This is a genomic window from Neorhizobium puerariae (assembly GCF_042429745.1).
Lineage (GTDB): Bacteria > Pseudomonadota > Alphaproteobacteria > Rhizobiales > Rhizobiaceae > Neorhizobium > Neorhizobium puerariae.
This window is the reverse complement of record NZ_JBHMAA010000038.1, coordinates 39,272-57,123: the sequence shown is the minus strand read 5'-3', so window position 1 is coordinate 57,123 and position 17,852 is coordinate 39,272. Positions and strand designations below refer to the sequence as shown.

General features: G+C 63.9%; 15 protein-coding genes. 4 read left to right on the top strand and 11 right to left on the bottom strand.

Annotated elements, in window-relative coordinates; genetic code table 11:
* Positions 1 to 711 precede the first annotated feature (711 nt).
* Positions 712 to 1,131: a DUF1810 domain-containing protein gene (locus ACFFP0_RS28755; RefSeq protein ID WP_377265654.1), complete on the top strand. Its 420-nt coding sequence runs from the start codon at positions 712 to 714 to the stop codon at positions 1,129 to 1,131.
* Here ACFFP0_RS28755 and ACFFP0_RS28750 read toward each other — a convergent pair.
* The 4 genes from ACFFP0_RS28750 to ACFFP0_RS28735 all read right to left on the bottom strand — a co-directional run bounded on the left by ACFFP0_RS28750 (position 1,128) and on the right by ACFFP0_RS28735 (position 6,335).
* Positions 1,128 to 2,147, bottom strand: a complete 1,020-nt coding sequence (locus ACFFP0_RS28750; protein ID WP_377265653.1) for a Tim44 domain-containing protein — start codon at positions 2,145 to 2,147, stop codon at positions 1,128 to 1,130. The genes ACFFP0_RS28755 and ACFFP0_RS28750 overlap by 4 nt on opposite strands.
* Positions 2,148 to 2,441: 294 nt before the next feature.
* Positions 2,442 to 4,037: a phosphoglycerate dehydrogenase gene (serA, locus tag ACFFP0_RS28745; protein ID WP_377265652.1), complete on the bottom strand. Its 1,596-nt coding sequence runs from the start codon at positions 4,035 to 4,037 to the stop codon at positions 2,442 to 2,444.
* A gap of 79 nt (positions 4,038 to 4,116) precedes the next feature.
* On the bottom strand, positions 4,117 to 5,295 hold the full coding sequence (locus ACFFP0_RS28740) for a phosphoserine transaminase (protein WP_377265651.1): 1,179 nt from the start codon (positions 5,293 to 5,295) through the stop codon (positions 4,117 to 4,119).
* Between the two features lie 215 nt (positions 5,296 to 5,510).
* Positions 5,511 to 6,335 (bottom strand): outer membrane protein, encoded by an 825-nt coding sequence (locus ACFFP0_RS28735; protein ID WP_377265650.1) that lies wholly within the window; start codon positions 6,333 to 6,335, stop codon positions 5,511 to 5,513.
* 236 nt (positions 6,336 to 6,571) lie between these two features.
* On the opposite strand from ACFFP0_RS28735, the gene ACFFP0_RS28730 reads away from it, so the two are divergent.
* The 3 genes from ACFFP0_RS28730 (at position 6,572) to ACFFP0_RS28720 (ending at position 8,060) form a co-directional block, all read left to right on the top strand.
* Positions 6,572 to 6,730 carry a hypothetical protein gene (locus tag ACFFP0_RS28730; RefSeq protein ID WP_377265649.1) on the top strand — a complete coding sequence of 53 codons (159 nt, stop codon included), beginning with the start codon at positions 6,572 to 6,574 and terminating at the stop codon, positions 6,728 to 6,730.
* 232 nt (positions 6,731 to 6,962) lie between these two features.
* Complete coding sequence (locus ACFFP0_RS28725; protein ID WP_377265648.1) at positions 6,963 to 7,466, top strand: chemotaxis protein CheD; 504 nt, start codon at positions 6,963 to 6,965, stop codon at positions 7,464 to 7,466.
* 156 nt (positions 7,467 to 7,622) lie between these two features.
* Entirely contained in the window at positions 7,623 to 8,060 is a 438-nt protein-coding gene (locus ACFFP0_RS28720) for a VOC family protein (RefSeq protein WP_377265647.1), read from the top strand.
* 76 nt (positions 8,061 to 8,136) lie between these two features.
* Here ACFFP0_RS28720 and glmM read toward each other — a convergent pair whose 3' ends face one another.
* From glmM to tolA, 7 genes are all read right to left on the bottom strand, one after another.
* Positions 8,137 to 9,492, bottom strand: a complete 1,356-nt coding sequence (gene glmM, locus ACFFP0_RS28715) for a phosphoglucosamine mutase (RefSeq protein ID WP_377265646.1) — start codon at positions 9,490 to 9,492, stop codon at positions 8,137 to 8,139.
* Between the two features lie 252 nt (positions 9,493 to 9,744).
* Positions 9,745 to 11,682: an ATP-dependent zinc metalloprotease FtsH gene (ftsH, locus tag ACFFP0_RS28710; protein WP_377265645.1), complete on the bottom strand. Its 1,938-nt coding sequence runs from the start codon at positions 11,680 to 11,682 to the stop codon at positions 9,745 to 9,747.
* 105 nt (positions 11,683 to 11,787) lie between these two features.
* Positions 11,788 to 13,146 (bottom strand): tRNA lysidine(34) synthetase TilS, encoded by a 1,359-nt coding sequence (gene tilS / locus ACFFP0_RS28705; protein WP_377265644.1) that lies wholly within the window; start codon positions 13,144 to 13,146, stop codon positions 11,788 to 11,790.
* A gap of 13 nt (positions 13,147 to 13,159) precedes the next feature.
* Complete coding sequence (ybgF, locus tag ACFFP0_RS28700; RefSeq protein WP_377265643.1) at positions 13,160 to 14,191, bottom strand: tol-pal system protein YbgF; 1,032 nt, start codon at positions 14,189 to 14,191, stop codon at positions 13,160 to 13,162.
* 348 nt (positions 14,192 to 14,539) lie between these two features.
* Complete coding sequence (pal, locus tag ACFFP0_RS28695; RefSeq protein ID WP_377265642.1) at positions 14,540 to 15,073, bottom strand: peptidoglycan-associated lipoprotein Pal; 534 nt, start codon at positions 15,071 to 15,073, stop codon at positions 14,540 to 14,542.
* Between the two features lie 182 nt (positions 15,074 to 15,255).
* Positions 15,256 to 16,569: a Tol-Pal system beta propeller repeat protein TolB gene (gene tolB / locus ACFFP0_RS28690; RefSeq protein WP_377265641.1), complete on the bottom strand. Its 1,314-nt coding sequence runs from the start codon at positions 16,567 to 16,569 to the stop codon at positions 15,256 to 15,258.
* A gap of 84 nt (positions 16,570 to 16,653) precedes the next feature.
* Complete coding sequence (gene tolA / locus ACFFP0_RS28685; RefSeq protein ID WP_377265640.1) at positions 16,654 to 17,850, bottom strand: cell envelope integrity protein TolA; 1,197 nt, start codon at positions 17,848 to 17,850, stop codon at positions 16,654 to 16,656.
* Positions 17,851 to 17,852: the final 2 nt, after the last annotated feature.

Below are 17,852 nucleotides of genomic sequence, written 5' to 3'. Positions count from 1 at the left end.
CCCGCGCGGCGGGAGGGGGACCATTTTCTGCGCAGCCCCTGACGGCCCGCCTGCATCGACGGCGGTTCACCAGGGCACCGGTCCCGTCTCGCCGGCGATGCTTGACCGGGGCAGCCGAAACGGAACACAGGGATTGTAGACACCGACGGAAAGGCCGGGGATGACGCGCAACGCATCGCCCGTCGCACCCTCCACGGCAGAAGAAGGAAATCAGTATCTTAGCCGAAAGGAAAAGCGCGGATCTTCCGGAGAGGGGCCAAATCGTCCCCGTCCGACAACCCGCTCACCCGTCCGAACCGCGGTTCATGTCGTGAACGACCCAGCGAAAAAAGAAGAAGACAGCCAGAAAGAAAAGAATCAGAGGCAACAGATTTTCGAATGCCGACATCACCAGATCTCAACCGCGCCCCTGAGTCGGACGCTAATCGGTTTCATCCGTCGCCACAAACGTAAATTCACCATAGCTAACAAATGTTAATTTGCAATCGTTTGCGCGCCGGAATTCAACAACAGAAAGAATATCTTGCTCCAGTTTCGTCACAATTGAAGCATTTCGGAACATGCCACTTCGACACGCCTCGGAAATACAACCGACGAATTCGAACAAAACTCACCGCAATGAAATATAGAAATGAACGGCCGCAAAAATATCATGTTTGCAGGGCTTCATGAGGCGGGGTGACCGAAGCAGAGAAACAGGGCGGAGTTCCGATGGCATTCGATCTCATGCGCTTTGTCGATGCGCAGGCGCCCGTCTACCAGCGGGTCATCGATGAATTGCGGGATGGCAGGAAACGTACCCACTGGATATGGTACATCTTTCCGCAGGTCGCGGGGCTCGGTTTTTCGATCATGTCGCAGCGTTTTGCAATCAGCTCGAAGGCGGAGGCTGAGGCCTATCTTCACCACCCGCTGCTCGCCGGCCGGCTCATGGACTGCACGGAGGCCGTGCTTTCCCACAAGAACCTTTCGGCGCATGACATTCTCGGCTCCCCGGACGACATGAAGTTCAGGAGTTCGATGACGATGTTCGAAGCGGCCAGCAAAAAGGGCTCGCCTTTCGAGCGAGCCCTCGAGCAATTTTATCATGGCGAGCGCGACGACAAGACCCTCGCGCTCCTGAACGACTAGGCGGCGGCCTGGATCGCCGAAAGCTTCCAGTCGTTGGCCGGCTTGCGGACGAAGGTCCAGACCTCGACGGTCTCGCTCACCTTGCTCGGGTCGCCTTCCGCGACGGCGCCGGTCTGCCGGTCGCTCATATAATCGACGCTGGAATAGCGCATCGCGACGGTCGCATATTCCTGGCCGTTTTCACGCCAGGCTTCCGCAAGGTCGCCCTGCAGCAGTTTCACGTCCCTGACCTCGTTCTTGAGGCCGTTGGTGGCGTTCTCGCCCAGTTCCTCGGCCAGATAGGACATGGCTTCCGGCGTCGTGAGACTGCGCAGCTTCGCATAGTCCTCCGCCGCGTAGGCGGCCTGCACTTCGGTCAGCATCTTCTCGAACTGACCGAGGTCGCGGTTGGTGATGCCGATTTCGTCGGTGTCGGGCCCGGCCTGACGCGGAGCGGCGGCATAGCCGCCGGCCGCGGCCCCACCGCCGATCTTCGGAATCTGGAAGCCCGACTGGTTCTGTTGCGGCGCCTCGTAGGCGTTGCGCTGCTGCTGGCCGTAGCCGCCGGACGGGCCGGCCGGCTGCTGGCGGCGTGCCAAAAGGCGGAAGGCAAGCATGGCAAGGCCGGCGATCAGCGCGATCTGCAGGAGCATGCCGAGGAAACCCGCCATGCCGCCGAAGCCCGTGCCCATCATCATGCCGATCAGGCCGCCAAGGGCGAGACCGCCGAGAAGGCCGCCGGCCATGCCGCCGAACAGGCCGCGGCGCGGCGGCTGGGCTGCCTGCTGGCCAAGACCCGTCTGCGGGCTCGTCGCGTTCTGCTGCGTATTCGGCGTCATCGAACGGTTGATGCCCGTTGCGGGCCCCGGGGCCGTACTGGTGGTCGGGGGAGCCGAATAGGTGCGCGTGCCGCGGCTGCCAAAACCGCCGCTGCCGGCGCGGCGCGCCTCGGCCATGTCAACGGCTGTCAACGAAACCGCCATGCCGACCGCAAGGATCGCGAACAGTTTCTGGAAACGCCGAAGCTTGGATAACATCATCTTCTCCTCACGACTGCGGAATGCAGTCTTTGCAGTGGATATGGCGATGCCGACCGCAGAATTTTAGGGCCGCACGCAAATTTTCGCGTTGAAGTAGATAACGGACTTCAAAAGGGGAGCCAAGCCCCTTCAATACAACCCAAGGGATTGAAGGGCGCGCGATTGGCGACGGCTTCGCAAAAAAACAGGGGCTCGGCGCATTGCACCGGGCCCCTGGTCCTTGGGAGGAAACATCCCTGCCGTCGCAGGCGCGCGAACAGCGCACTTTCCCCGGAGGGGAAGGCGGATGCCTCAATCGACGTTGAAGACGAGCGGCTTTGCCTGACGGATGGCCGGGTTGGCGGTCAGCTTCGACAGCACGTCGGCGGCAATCGGGCCATCGACATAAAGCAGCGCGATCGCATCGCCGCCCTGCTTGTCGCGGCCGAGCTGGAAGTTGGCGATGTTGACGCCCGCATTGCCCAGCGTCGTGCCCATGAAGCCGATCATGCCCGGAACGTCGGTGTTGGCGATGTAGATCATGTTGGCGCCGACATCCGCATCCATGTTGATGCCCTTGATCTGGATGAAGCGCGGCTTGCCGTCGGAGAACACCGTGCCGGCGATCGAACGGGTCTGGTTTTCCGTGGTGACCGTCAGCTTGATGTAGCCGTCATAGACGCCCGTCTTGTCGCGCTTGACCTCGGAAAGGACGACGCCCTTTTCCTTGATCATGATCGGCGCCGAAACCATGTTCACGTCGGCGACCTGGTTGCGGATGAGGCCGGCAAGAAGCGCGCTCGTCAGCGCCTTGGTATTCATCGTCGCCGTGACGCCGTCGTAGAGGATCTCGATTTCCTTGATCGGGCTTTCCGTGACCTGGCCGACGAAGGCGCCGAGCACGTCCGCGAGGCGGATGAAGGGCTTCAGGATCGGCGCTTCCTCCGCCGTGATCGACGGCATGTTGATGGCGTTGGAGACGGCTCCCCTCACCAGGTAGTCCGACATCTGCTCGGCGACCTGCAGGGCGACGTTTTCCTGCGCTTCCGTCGTGGACGCGCCGAGATGCGGCGTGCAGACGACGTTGTCGAGCCCGAAGAGCGGGCTTTCCGTGGCGGGCTCGACCTCGAAGACGTCGAAACCGGCGCCGGCGACATGGCCGGACTTGATGGCTTCGGCAAGTGCCGCCTCGTCGACAAGGCCGCCGCGGGCGCAGTTGATGATGCGCACGCCCTTCTTCGTCCTGGCAAGGGCCGCCGCATCCAGGATGTTGCGGGTCTTGTCGGTCAGCGGCACATGCAGCGTGATGAAATCGGCGCGGGCCAGCAGCTCGTCGAGCTCGACCTTGGTGACGCCCATTTCTTCGGCGCGCTCCTTGGAAAGGAACGGATCATAGGCGAGCACATGCATGCCGAGGCCGATGGCCTTCTTGCAGACGATCGAGCCGATATTGCCGGCGCCGATGACGCCGAGCGTCTTGCCGGTGATCTCGACGCCCATGAAGCGCGACTTTTCCCACTTGCCCGCCTGGGTCGAGCTATCGGCCGCCGGAAGCTGGCGGGCGACGGCGAACATCAGCGCGATCGCGTGCTCGGCCGTGGTGATGGAATTGCCGAACGGCGTGTTCATGACGATGATACCGCGGCGCGAAGCGGCCGGGATATCGACGTTGTCGACGCCGATGCCGGCGCGGCCGATGACCTTGAGATTGGTCGCGGCGGCGATCAGCTTCTCCGTCGCCTTGGTGGCGGAACGGATCGCAAGACCGTCGTAATTGCCGATGATCTCGGCGAGCTTGTCCTTGTCCTTGCCGAGCTTCGGCTGGAAGTCGACTTCGACGCCGCGATCGCGGAAGATCTGGACGGCGGTTTCCGAGAGTTCGTCGGATACGAGAACGCGAGGTGCCATGGATGCGGGCTCCTTGAGGAAGGTTCTGTCTTGGGTGAGGAACGGGCTCCGCCTTTCGGGCGGAGCCGGAATGCGATCTTTACGCGGCGGCCTTGGCGAGCGCAGCCTTCTGCGTCTCGAAGGCGTAGGTCAGCCACGGCATGAGAGCCTTCATGTCGGCTTCGTCGATCGTCGCGCCGGCCCAGATGCGCAGGCCGGACGGGGCATCGCGATAGGCGCCGACATCGAGCGCCACGCCTTCCTTTTCGAGGATGGCGACCACGCCCTTGGCGAAAGCGGCCTGGGCGTCGTCATCGAGCGCGGCGACGTCCGCATCGGCGATCCTGAGGCAGACCGACGTGTTGGACCGCGTCGCCGGATCGACGGCGAGATTGGCGATCCAGTCATTGGCCGCGACGAAATCGAAGATCACCTTGGCATTGGCGTCGGCACGGGCCATCAGGGCCTTGAGGCCGCCGATCGACTTCGCCCATTTCAGCGCATCGATATAATCCTCGACGCAGAGCATGGACGGCGTGTTGATCGTTTCACCGGTGAACAGGCCCTCGGTGACCTTGCCGCCCTTGGTCATGCGGAAGATCTTCGGCAGCGGCCAGGCCGGAACGTAGGTCTCCAGGCGCTCGACGGCGCGCGGCGACAGGATCAGCATGCCATGGCCGCCCTCGCCGCCCAGCACCTTCTGCCAGGAGAAGGTGACGACGTCGAGCTTGGAGAAGTCCATGTCCTGCGCGAAGGCCGCCGACGTCGCGTCGCAAATGGTCAGGCCCTTGCGGTCGTCCGGGATGAAATCGGCGTTCGGGACGCGCACGCCCGAAGTCGTGCCGTTCCAGGTGAAGACCACGTCGCGGTCGAAATCGACTTCGGCGAGGTTCGGAAGGAGGCCGTAATCGGCCTCGAACTTGCGGACGTCCTTGAGCTTCAGCTGCTTGACGACGTCGGTGACCCAGCCGGCGCCGAAGCTTTCCCAGGCCAGCATGTCGACGCCGCGCTCGCCGAGCAGCGACCAGAGCGCCATTTCGACGGCGCCGGTGTCGGATGCCGGCACGATGCCGATGCGGTAATCCGCCGGTACGTTCAGGATTTCACGGGTAAGATCGATGGCCTCTTTCAGCTTCGCCTTGCCGACCTTGGCGCGGTGCGAACGACCGAGCGGAGCATCGGAAAGCGCTTCGAGCGTCCAACCGGGGCGCTTCGAGCAAGGGCCAGAAGAAAAATGGGAATTGTTCGGACGTACGTCCGGCTTTGCGGCATCGGCCATATGGCTACCCTTCCAGATAGATGGCTCCTCGTTGGGGAGGAGTGTCCCGCCGCTGTGGATATGCCTCTCCGCCTTCACAGTCAAGCGGCCGATGTCGCTTTCCGATAAATTTCTGCCGCAGGCGTCACCCTTCGCCACCCGGGAAAGCCGGAGCCCCGCTCCGAACGCAAAAAGCCGCCCCGAGGGACGGCTTTCGCATGGAGATGGCGGAAGGCTTACTTGTAGACGATCGGCTCCGGCGGCGGCTCGTAGGCCGGCGGGGTTTCGCAGCCGCCGAAGATGTAGCGCGCGCCGACCCGGGCTTCGTGCGTGTAGAAGCCCTTGTCCTCGCCCGGACCGCCGCCGAGGTTGTAGCCGAACATGTCGCCGCCGAGGACGTGACGGAAGCGATAGCCGACATCGGCCTTGAGGTTGCAGGTGATGTCGATCGATGCGCCCGCCATGAGGGCATAGGTGAAGCGCCAGCTCTTTTCGCCGCCGTGTTCGGTCGTGTAGCAGCCCGGCACGTTCGGGTCGTCGCAGATGGTGTTGCGCAGCTTGCCCCACTTGACATAGGTGCCGCCGACGCCGCCGCCCACATAGGGCGTGATATAGCCGTAGGTGCCGAGGTCGACATAGACGTTGGCCATCAGCGAATAGGCATGCAGGTAGGACTTGTCGTTCGACGTACAGGTGACGCCGCCGCACAGGCCGGTCGTGCCGCCGCGGAAATCGGCCGAAGTCAGGTAGTCGAAGGTGAGGTCGGTGCGCAGGTAGTTGTTGATCTGGTAACCGACGCCGCCGCCGAGCAGGAAACTGTCCTTCAGCGATGCCCGGTCGAAATCGACCAGCGTGTTGTTGGAGCCCTGGAAATATTCGGCTCCGCGCATCTTGTTGAAGGAATAGCCCACATCGCCGCGCAGATACCAGCCGGTCGCCTCCTGCACGGTCACTTCCGGAGCGTCCGCGATCGGCTCCGGCTGCGGCTGGTAAAGATCGGCGGAATTGGCGGTGCTCGCCGTCAGCGCCAGCGCGAATACGCCGGCCAAGCACTTTCTCATGGCTTCATCTCCAAAGCTCGTATCGCGTATGGCGCGCAAAGCGCGCAGCCACCGGGTTGATCCGCAATCGATAATGGAGAAGAAAGGTTAAGCGCCGCTTAACCATGCTTGTTTACCGCATGTTTTCCATAATTGCGGCTGAGAATATGGATTAAGGCTTGTCCTGATCCAAGTAACCGTGGCCCGGCGCGGCGCTTCCATTGGCAAACGCTTCGGCAACCTTTAATGAAGGCGATATGTCCGACAATGTCATCAAGTTCCAGCGCCCGCCGAAACCGAAGCCGCCGCGGCAGACGCCGCCCTGGCTCAAGCGCCTCCTGATCGGCCTCGGCATCGCCGCCTTCTTCGTGGTGGCTTTCGTCTATTTCTCGCTGAAAGGCCCCGCCCGGCCCTGAACCCGGCTTTCTGCCGGCCCTTCCTTGCGCCCGCCCCCCTGCGGCCGCCTCCCCTGCGGCCGCCAAGCCGAAGGGCTGTTTCCGCATGGGACAAAACACCACCGGAAGTTACGAAAGCGCGGTAAACCGCATTTATTACCACTCATTGTTGGTGCCCCGGCGATGCTCGCCGCCTTCATGAATCCGAATTATGCTAATTTAGCTTGATCGAATTTTCTGTTTGAAGGACATTATGAACCTCCAGTCCATTCATATCCTCGGCGGCCAATCCACCGTTTCGACCGACCCCAACACGGTTCTCGTCACCATTCTGGGCTCATGCGTGTCCGCCTGCATCTACGACCCCGTCGCCTCCGTCGGCGGAATGAACCATTTCATCCTGCCGACCGGCGGCCTCCTGGAGACCGCCGACCGGGAAATGCGCTATGGCGATGTCGCCTTGCGGGTGCTGGTCGACGACCTGTGCCGGTGCGGAGCGGAGCGGCGGCGCCTTGAGGCAAAGCTCTACGGCGGCCGCATGAGAGCCTTCGGAGGCCCCCGGATCGGCGCGCGGAACGCCGCCTTCGCCAAGCGGTTTCTCCTCAGCGAAGGCATCCGGCTGGTGGAGGAAAGCCTGGGCGACGATCTTGCCCGCTGGGTCACCTTCCATCCCACGACGGGCCGGACATGGATGCGCGCCACGGCGGATGTCGAAGCGCCCGTATCCGCGGCGACGCCCACGAGATGGGCAAGCTGAAAAAACGTTTGAACACGGGGTGGCGGCTTGAGACGCTCCATGTTTCAAGCGTCCGATAGGGGCGTGGATGGCTGTCGGTGTTGCGGTGCCTCAAACGTCCTGTGTGAGACGAGGCGACGCCTCGTCGATTGGAACCACACCCCGGAGATTGAAAACATGGCGCTCAAGCGGATGGACAATGTAGGAATCGTCGTCGAGGACCTCACGGCGGCGATCGATTTCTTTCGCGAACTCGGCCTCGAACTGGAAGGACGGGCCACGATCGAAGGAGAATGGGCCGGACGGGTCACGGGACTGGGCGATCAGCATGTCGAGATCGCCATGATGCGCACGCCGGACGGCCACGGCCGGCTCGAACTCTCCCGCTTCCTCACGCCGCCTGTCGTCGCAGACCACCGGAACGCCCCGGTCAACGCACTCGGCTACCTCCGCGTCATGTTCGCAGTGGACGACATCGACGACACGCTTGGGAGGCTCCGCACGCGCGGCGGCGAGCTCGTAGGCGAAGTCGTCCGGTATGAGGACGCGTATCGGCTCTGCTACATCCGCGGGCCTGAAGGGCTTCTCATCGGGCTCGCTGAGGAACTCGGCTGAGCGCGATAGGAAGACAACCTGAACGAAAAAGCCGGCATCGCGTGCCGGCTTCTTGCTGGGCATAAGGCCGCAATGGTCAGGCGGCGGCGCTGCGCACATTGGCGATGATGCCGACGAGGCCCTCGACGATGCGCTCGATCTGCGCCCGGTCGTCGCCTTCCGCCATCACGCGGATCAGCGGTTCGGTGCCCGAGGGACGGATGACGAGGCGTCCTCTGGTGGAGAGCTCAGCTTCCGCATCGGCGATCGCCTGGCGCACGACACCGTCCTCAAGCGGCTTGCCGCCCGAGAAGCGGACATTCTTCAGGAGCTGGGGCACCGGATCGAATCGGCGGCAGACCTCGCTGACCGGACGGCCAAGACGCTTGACCCGCGCCAGAATCTGCAAGGCGGCCACGAGGCCGTCGCCCGTCGTGCCGAAATCGGAAAGCACGATATGGCCGGACTGCTCGCCGCCGACGTTGAAATCGTGATGGCGCATGTGCTCCACCACGTAGCGGTCGCCGACCTTGGTGCGATGGAGGTCAAGCCCCCTGCCCTTCAGGAAGCGTTCCAGCCCGAGATTGGACATGATGGTCGCGACGATGCCGCCGCCCCTCAGCTTCTCGTCCTCGGCCCAGCTTTCGGCGATCACGGCCATCAGCTGGTCGCCATCGACGATCTCGCCGCGCTCGTCGACGATGATGACGCGGTCGGCGTCGCCATCGAGCGCGATGCCGATATCGGCGCGCACCTCATGCACCTTCCGCTGCAGGCTTTCGGGGCTGGTGGAGCCGCAGTCGAGGTTGATGTTGGTGCCGTTCGGGTCGTTGCCGATCGTCACCACCTCGGCGCCGAGTTCCCAGAGAGCGAGCGGCGCCACCTTGTAGGCCGCGCCATTGGCGCAGTCGATCGCCACCCGCAGGCCGTGCAGCGTGACATCGCGCGGCAGCGTCCGCTTGACGTGTTCGATATAGCGATAGATGTCGCCTTCGACGCGCTTCGCCCGTCCGATATCGCCGGACTTGGCAAGCTGCGAATTCATGTCCTTGTCGAGGAGATCCTCGATCTGCGCCTCGAGTTCGTCGGAAAGCTTGTAGCCGTCCGGGCCGAAAAGCTTGATGCCGTTGTCCTGATACGGGTTGTGCGAGGCGGAGATCATCACGCCCACATCCGCACGCAGCGAACGGGTGAGCATGGCGACCGCCGGCGTCGGGATCGGCCCGAGCAGGAAGACGTCGAGGCCGGCCGCGGTGAAGCCCGCCACCATGGCGTTTTCCAGCATGTAGCCGGAGAGGCGCGTATCCTTGCCGATCACCACCCGGTGGCGATGGTTGCCATTGCGGAAGATCGTGCCGACGGCAATGCCGACGCGCATCGCAAGGTCAGGCGTCATCGGGAAAACGTTGGACTGTCCGCGAATGCCATCGGTGCCAAAATAGCGGCGTGTCATATAAGCTCCTTCGTCATCGCGCCTTCCATGGCGCGGTCTTCGCAGGAATCGAACCTGCCTTTGTCCTGGACGGCCAAACCGGCCGGAAGCTTGGCTCATGCCATAGTTCGCATGCGTCGGCACGTAAATTAGCGTCAAAATCGCTTATATCCCGTTACCAACAAGGTGAAGGCCTGTATTGGCGGAATAGATCGGTAAACAAAAACCGCCGCGAATTGCTCCGCGGCGGTTTTAAACTTCACGATCGACCGCTCAGTGCGGCTGCGGCTCTAGGCCACTTTCGGGCTCGCCGCCCTTCGGCTCGTCCTTCTTGGAACCGCCCGTGCTCGGAACCGCCGAGCCGCGGGCCGGCGGCGCGTCGTCGCCGAGATCGCGGGACGGCTTCTGGCCCCTGAGCAGCGCCTTGATCTCCTCGCCCGACAGGGTCTCGTATTCGAGCAGGCCTTCGGCGAGCGCGACGAACTCGTCGTGCTTCTCGGTCAGGATGCGGCGGGCTTCGGTATAAGCCTCGTCGATCAGGCGGCGGACCTCGGTGTCGATCTTCTGGGCGGTCGCCTCGGAAACGTTCTTCGACTGGGAGACCGAATGCCCGAGGAAGACCTCCTGCTGGTTCTCGCCATAAGCGACCTGGCCGAGCACGTCGGAGAAGCCCCACTGGGTGACCATGGCGCGGGCAAGCTTGGTGGCCTGCTCGATATCCGACGAAGCACCGGAGGTGATGTTCTCCTTGCCGAAGGTCAGTTCCTCGGCGACGCGGCCGCCCATCATGATGACGAGGCGCGACACCATCCACTTGTAGCTCATCGAGTAGCGGTCGCCTTCCGGCAACTGCATGACCATGCCGAGCGCACGGCCGCGCGGAATGATCGTCGCCTTGTGCAGCGGATCGGCCACCGGCACGTTGAGCGCGGTGATGGCGTGGCCGGCCTCATGGTAGGCGGTGAGCTTCTTCTCCGCCTCGGTCATGGCCGAGGAGCGGCGCTCCGCGCCCATCATGATCTTGTCCTTGGCGTCCTCGAATTCCTGCATGGTGACGAGGCGCTTGTTGCGCCGCGCCGCCATCAGGGCGGCTTCGTTGACGAGGTTCATCAGGTCGGCGCCGGAGAAACCGGGCGTGCCGCGGGCGAGAACCTTGAGGTCGACATTCGGGGCGAGCGGCACGTTGCGGGCATGCACCTTGAGGATGCGCTCGCGGCCGACGATATCCGGGTTCGGCACCACGACCTGACGGTCGAAACGGCCGGGACGCAGGAGCGCCGGGTCGAGAACGTCCGGGCGGTTGGTCGCGGCGATCAGGATGATGCCTTCGTTCGCCTCGAAACCGTCCATCTCGACAAGCAGCTGGTTCAGCGTCTGCTCGCGTTCGTCGTTGCCGCCGCCGAGACCGGCGCCGCGATGGCGGCCGACGGCGTCGATTTCGTCGATGAAGATGATGCAGGGCGCATTCTTCTTGGCCTGCTCGAACATGTCGCGGACACGGCTCGCGCCGACGCCGACGAACATTTCGACGAAATCGGAACCGGAGATCGTGAAGAAGGGCACGTTGGCTTCGCCTGCGATCGCACGGGCGAGCAGGGTCTTGCCGGTGCCCGGAGGGCCGACGAGCAGCACGCCACGCGGGATTCGGCCGCCGAGACGCTGGAACTTCTGCGGGTCGCGCAGGAATTCGACGATTTCCTCAAGGTCCTGCTTGGCCTCGTCGACACCGGCGACGTCCTCGAACGTCACGCGGCCGTGCGCCTCGGTGAGCAGCTTGGCCTTGGACTTGCCGAAACCCATCGCGCCGCGCGAACCGCCCTGCATCTGCCGCATGAAGAACAGCCAGACGCCGAGGATGAGCAGCATCGGCAGCAGCGTGCCGAGATAGCTGAGGAAACCGGAAGACCCGTCCGTTTCCGGGCGGGCCACGATGGTCACGTTCTTGGCCTGCAGTTTCTCCATCAGCGAATCGTCGATGACGGGCGAGTAGGTCTGAAAGCCTGAGCCGCTTTCCGTATAGGTGCCGAGCACCCGGTTGCCGGTTACGACGACATCCCTGACCCGCCCCGAATCCACATCGCGCAGGAACTGCGAATAGGGAACCTCACGCGAGTTGGTCTGCGTCGGCGCCGTCTGGAACATGCTGAACAATGCGACCAGCAAGAGGGCTATGATGACCCAGAGGGCGATATTACGAAAGTTTGGGTTCATTGAACTCCCCGGACTGTGACGGCCAGCTTCTCACGGCGGCCGTCTTGCTTGCTGCATAACATAGGGTTGCGGCAAGTAATTGCCAAGGCGAACCGGAGCATGTGCCTAGCTTTTCCGCGCGGAATCCTTAACCGGCATCGGGGGAAAAACGTCGCATCCGAGCAAAACCGCAAACTCGGAGCCGAGATTAAGGTCGAACTGCGGCAAAAAACGGTCGAACGGCGCGAGCATGGGTTCGATGCGGATCTGGCCGGCCGCGGGCGATCGGCCCGGCGCCGGAGAGAAGAGGGAGTTCGCCTCCACGTACGGCATCACGGCCATCGCCCGCATGGCGACCGCCGGCGGAACATCGGGAAACAGGGTGGACGCCTCCTCCCGGCCCGGTGCGGCGGGACCGACCGTGATTTCCACCTCGCTGCCGTTTGCGATCCGGTATCGGCCGTCCCAGACGGCCGTTTCTCCCGCCCCCACATGCAGCGGCGTCAGGCCACGGTTCTCGCGCGCCAGATAAAGCCCTTCGCGGCGGAGATCGAAGATGACCCGCCCGGCCGTGATGCGGCCCGGCTGGCCGCTGTCGAGAAAGGCCATGACCCGGCCTATGCTATCGCGGCCGAGCGCGTGCGCCCTGCCCCCGAGGACCGCCGCCAGGAGCGACAGCGCGTGCCGGCATATGGCCGGGTCGCCCCCGAGGCCGGACGGGGCGAGACGGGCCAGCACGCCGTGGCGAACCGTCACATGATCGTGAACGCACTGCGCGGCCGCATCGGACAGGGCCGTCCGCCGCCCGGCGGCCCGGACAAGCGGGACCGCGTCGAATCGCTCTTCGGCCGCAAGCCGGCCGCGCACCCTCACCCGCTCGTAATACGGGTTGAGATTGCTGGGATCGTCGATCCAGCCCTGCCGCTCCCTGGCCAGGAAGGCGCGGATGTCGGCGCGACGGGTTGCGAGAAAAGGCCTGAGAAGCCATCGGCGGCGGTCGAGAAGCACCGCCGCCGCCATGCCCGCCAGGCCGGGATTGTCCTCGCCGCCGTTGCGGGCAGCGCGCATGGCGACCGTCTCCGCCTGGTCGTCGAGCGTGTGCCCGGTGAGGATGGCGGCGGCGCCGGTCTCGTCGGCAATCTCCATCAGCAGCCTATAGCGCGCCTCGCGGGAGGCGGCGGAAATGCCGGTCCTCGGCTTTTCGCCTTCCCAGCGGCGCATGAAATGGGGAATGCCGAGCCTGCCGCAAAACGCGGCGACCGCGCGCGCCTCCGCGGCGGATTCGGGCCTCAGGCCATGATCGACCGTCGCGGCGAGGATCGCGATGCCGGAACCGGGAGGATTGGTTTTCGAAAGGGCGAGGAGCAGGCCGGTGGAATCGCTGCCACCGGAAACGGCGACAAGAAGACGGGCCGGTCTGGCGATGTCGGCAAGAAGCCGCCGGGCCGCCTCGACGGGCTCTGGAACCGGGGCGCCGTCGGTCACGGGCGCGCCCCGCTCATTCGCAGCGCAGGCGCTTCTGCTCGCTGCCGACCTTGCTCAGCACCGCCTTGGGCGCGCTCGGATAGCGCTTGGTCACTTCGCGGAGCGTCGCGCAGGCGGTCTCCGTATTGTCGAGGGCGGCAAGCGACATGCCGAGCTTCAGGAGCATTTCCGGCGCCTTGGGCGACTTTCCGTAGGCCTGGTGTGCATTGAGGAACGTCTTGGCGGCATCGCTGTATTTTTCCTGGGAATACTGCGCCTCGCCCAGCCAGAAATTGGCGTCGGCAATGCGGGCGCCTTTCGGATAGGCCTGGATATAGGACGCGAATTCCTTCTCCGCGAGCGGATAGTCACCGGCAAGGACGTGGTTGTAGGCGACCTGGTAGGCATCGTTCTCGCTGCCGAGCGAGGCGGTCTGCTGCGGGTCCGTCCTTGTCGGCGCGGCGGACTTGCCCGGGGTCTGCGGAACGCTGACGCCGGGAAGGCCTGCGGCATTGTTGGCCCGGTCGTTGCGCGTGGCGCCGCGGGGATTGCCGCTCTGGTCGAAGTCGATGGAACCGAGCGTTGTCGGCGGCGGCGCGTTGCGGCCCGCGGCCTGCCCCTGCCCGGCATCGCCGCCGGAAGGTGATTCGATGATCCTCGCGATATCGTCCGAGGGCTGGGTAGGCGAAGCAGCGGAAGAAGCCGGGGCGCGATTGGACGCCACGGCCGGTTTCCCGGCCGCGTCGTCGATTTCGGTTCTCTTCTTCTTTTCCAGATCCTGGAAACGGAATTCGTTGTCTTCCTGCGCCTTGCGCAGTTGCTCCTGCATCTGCAGGAGCTGATAACTCATTTCCTCGATCCGCCCGTTCAACTGGCGGACTTCTTCCTGGAGCTGCTGGATACGAACGGCATCAGCGTTCTGCACAAGAATCACCGGCCGTTGGCTGGCCGAAGGCTGTTGCGCAGCGGTCTGATTGCCCTGGAAGAGTTTCGGCAGCGAGAAAGCCCCTGCCGGGGCGCTCGTTGCCATCAGCCCCAGCATCGCTGCCAAGACAAGTTTCTTCATGAGTGTCCGTCCTGCTTTTTAGTATGCACCGGATTGGCGCAGGGGGATTTTTTCCAACTGCCGCCAAAAAGCAACCAAGGCCACGTTCAAAAATCCCGGAAATCAGGGCCAAACTATGGAAAAACGAAAAACGCGGCTCCAGTTTTCCTTCGCATCCGGATGAGAACGGCGAACGACCGGCCGAAAAGCGTTTCTCCGGCCACCGGACGAACGGGCGGCCGATTCGGCAAGGCGGCCGTGCATCGCCATCTGGCCATCATGCATTCTCAAAAAGACAGGGTATTCGCAAAAAAGACAGGGGCGGCCGGACGACCGCCCCTGTCTTCAGGCAAAGGCCCGTGAATGCGATCAGGAACCGGCGCCGCCCAGAACGGTGACCGCGCGGCGGTTCTGCGACCAGCAGGAAATGTCGTCGCAGACGGCGACCGGACGTTCCTTGCCGTAGGAGATCGTCTTGATGCGGTTGGCGGGAATGCCGCGGGAGGCGAGATATTCCCTGGCCGCGGCCGCACGGCGGGCGCCGAGGGCGAGGTTGTATTCGCGCGTGCCGCGTTCGTCGGCATGGCCTTCGACGGTGATCGCGTAGTTCGGATAACGCTGCAGCCACTGGGCCTGGCGGTCGAGGGTCTGCTGGGCGTCGGCACGGATCGAGGACGAATCGGTATCGAAGAAGATGCGGTCGCCGACGTTGACGGTAAAGTCCTGGCTGGAGCCCGGCGTTGCGGCGCCGGCGCCGCCGAGGCCGAGTTCGCCGGCATTGTTCGGCAGATTCTTCTTGTTGGCGCAGCCGGCGAGCGCAAGCGCGAGCGTCAGGGCGATGACCGCAGGATTGCGAGCGAGGGTTTGCATGCGGCTCATCGCCGGGGTATCGATGCGGCTCATGGCCGGTCTCTCCTTGATCAGTGAATTAGAGTTGCCAGACTCTAACCGGGCTCGGTTAACCATGATCAAATGCTTATGGTTAACAAAATATTCCGGTGTCCCTTATTCGCCCTTTCTCAGCAGATTGGGGCGGGAAAGAGGCGGGACCCCGCCTCTTCGTCGTCGATATCGCCGGCCTGCGCCTATTCGAGAAGCGGCGACCAGGCCGGGTCGGAGCCGTAGGACGGCGTCTTGATCTGCACTTCGTTGTAACCCGTCAGGTCGATCGAATAGAGCTGCGGACCGCCCGCCCCCGCCGCCTGACGGAAGAACATCAGGACGCGTCCGTTCGGCGCCCAGGTCGGACCTTCGTTGTGGAATCCGCTCGTCAGGATGCGTTCGCCCGAACCGTCCGGGCGCATCACGCCGATCGAAAACTTGCCGCCCGACTGCTTGGTGAAGGCGATGAGATCGCCGCGCGGCGACCAGACCGGCGTCGAGTAGGAGCCGTCGCCGAACGAGATGCGCGTCTGGCCGGAACCGTCGGCATTCATCACGTAGATCTGCGGCCTTCCGCCGCGGTCGCTTTCGAACGCGATGCGTCCGCCATCCGGCGCATAGGACGGCGACGTGTCGATCGCCTGGGTGGAGGTGAGCCGCGTCGTGGTGCGCGAACGCAGGTCCATCGTGTAGATGTTGGAATTGCCTTCCTGCTGCAGGCTCATGATGACCTTCTGGCCATCCGGCGAGAAGCGCGGCGAGAAGGTCATGCCGGGGAAGTTGCCGACCACCTCGCGCTGCCCGGTTTCGAGCTGCAGCAGGTAGACGCGCGGCTGGTTGCCCTCGAAGGACATGTAGGTGATTTCCTGCCGGCTCGGCGAAAAGCGCGGCGTGAGCACGATGTCCTTGGAGTTGGTGAGCATCCGGACGTTGAAGCCGTCCTGGTCCATGATCGCAAGCTGGCGCTGGCGGGCGTTCTTCGGTCCGCTTTCGGACACGAAGACGACGCGGGTGTCGAAATAGCCTTCCTCGCCGGTGATCTGCTTGTAGATCGCGTCGGCGATGATATGGGCGACGCGGCGCCAGTTCTCCGGCTGGGTGAAGAACTGCTGGCCGGTCATCTGCTGGCCTGCATAGGTGTCCCACAGGCGGAACTCGGCGCGCAGCCGGCCGTCGCCTTCACGGGTGATGCGGCCGGTGACCAGCGCCTGGGCGTTGATGACCTTCCAGTCCTCGAAGCGCGGCGCGCGGTTGGGATCGGAGATCTTTTCGATGAAGGCCTGCTTGTTGATCGGCGCGAACAGGCCGGACCGCTGCAGGTCCGCGGCGATGACCTGCGAAATCTGCGGCCCGAGGTCGTTGTTCGACAGGAAATCCGTCACCGCGATCGGCAGCGGCTGAACATTACCCTTGTTGATGTTGATCGTGACTTCGGCGTTGGCCGGCGCTCCGGCCATGAATGCGGTCAACATGCCCGCAGCCACCATGACGGCGCGGAAAAAAGAGCTCTTGATCATAAAAACAAGCCTTTCAGCTTAACGCGAGAGTTTCGGGGCAGGTCCCGTTTCATCTGTTTCTGCATCGGTTCCATACCTGCCGGCTCACAATGCGAACTCGGACGGATCGAAGTTCAGCACCAGGACGTTCCAACCTTTTTCGCCCTGATATTTCTCGGCCGGTAAATTCTTCAGCGGCGCGGACCTCAGGAGCGCACGGCGCGTGCTGCCCTCCACCGCGCGCCGGGTGCCTTCCGGGCCGCCCGTCGCGGTCACCTCAGGCTCGCCCACGATATTGCCGGACTGATCGAGCTGAACCCTGATCTTCACACGGACCTCCGCGACACCGGTCAATCCGCCGACAAGCTGCCAGTTGCCCTGGATCTGGCCCTTGACGTTATCGATCTCGCTGGAACTCAGGCCGACACCGATCGTCTTCGTGTCGCCACGGGCGGCGACCTGCGTCGAGCGCTTCGCGCCGCCGCCGGACGTATCCTGCTTGTTGAGCAGCGCCGCGATCTGGTCGGCGTTGAAATCGCTCTGCTTGGAAGACGAGGACTTGGCGGTTTCCTGCTTCTTGCCTTCCTTCTTGTCCGTCGGCTTTTCGGTTGCCTTCGCCGTTTCCGCGGCCTTCGCCGCTTCGGCGGGCTTCGGCATCTCGGGCTTCTTCTCGGCAGGCTTTTCAGCCGGCTTCTCGACGGGCTTGGCTTCTTCCTTCGGCGGGGTCGGCGTCGGCCGGGCCGCCGGCAGCGGCACCGCGTCCGGCAGCGGGATATCCTCGGACTTGGCCTCGGCAGGTGCTGGAGCGGGCTCGGGCTTGGCCTGGGCGGCAGGTTCCGGCTTCGGCGGAGGCGGCGTCACATCCGGCTTCGGCTGCGGCAGGGCCGCGACCTCGGTCGGCTTCGGCGCCGTCTCTTCCTTGACGATGTCCTTGACCTCGTTCTGCTCGGGCGTCGGATTGGGGGTCGGCCGCTCCGTGGGCTTCGGAGCGGCGGCGGCCTCGACGGGGGTCGGCTTCTTGGCCGGCGTCGGGGGCGTCTTCAGGTCGACATCGTTCTCGCCGGCATTTTCGGCATGGTCGACGACCTTCTGGTTCTTGGTTTCCTTCGGAGAGGGCTTGTTCGAGGGCGGCGCCTTCTTGTCGCCCTGCTGCACCTGGGTGATCGATTCGACCGGGACGATATCGACCGGCAACGCCTCGACATCGGCCACCTCGAAGGAGGCCGGCGCGCTGAGCGACAGAAGCGCCCAGCTTAGCACCAGCGAGTGCAAGACCAGCGATGAGCCGAGACTACCTTTCATGG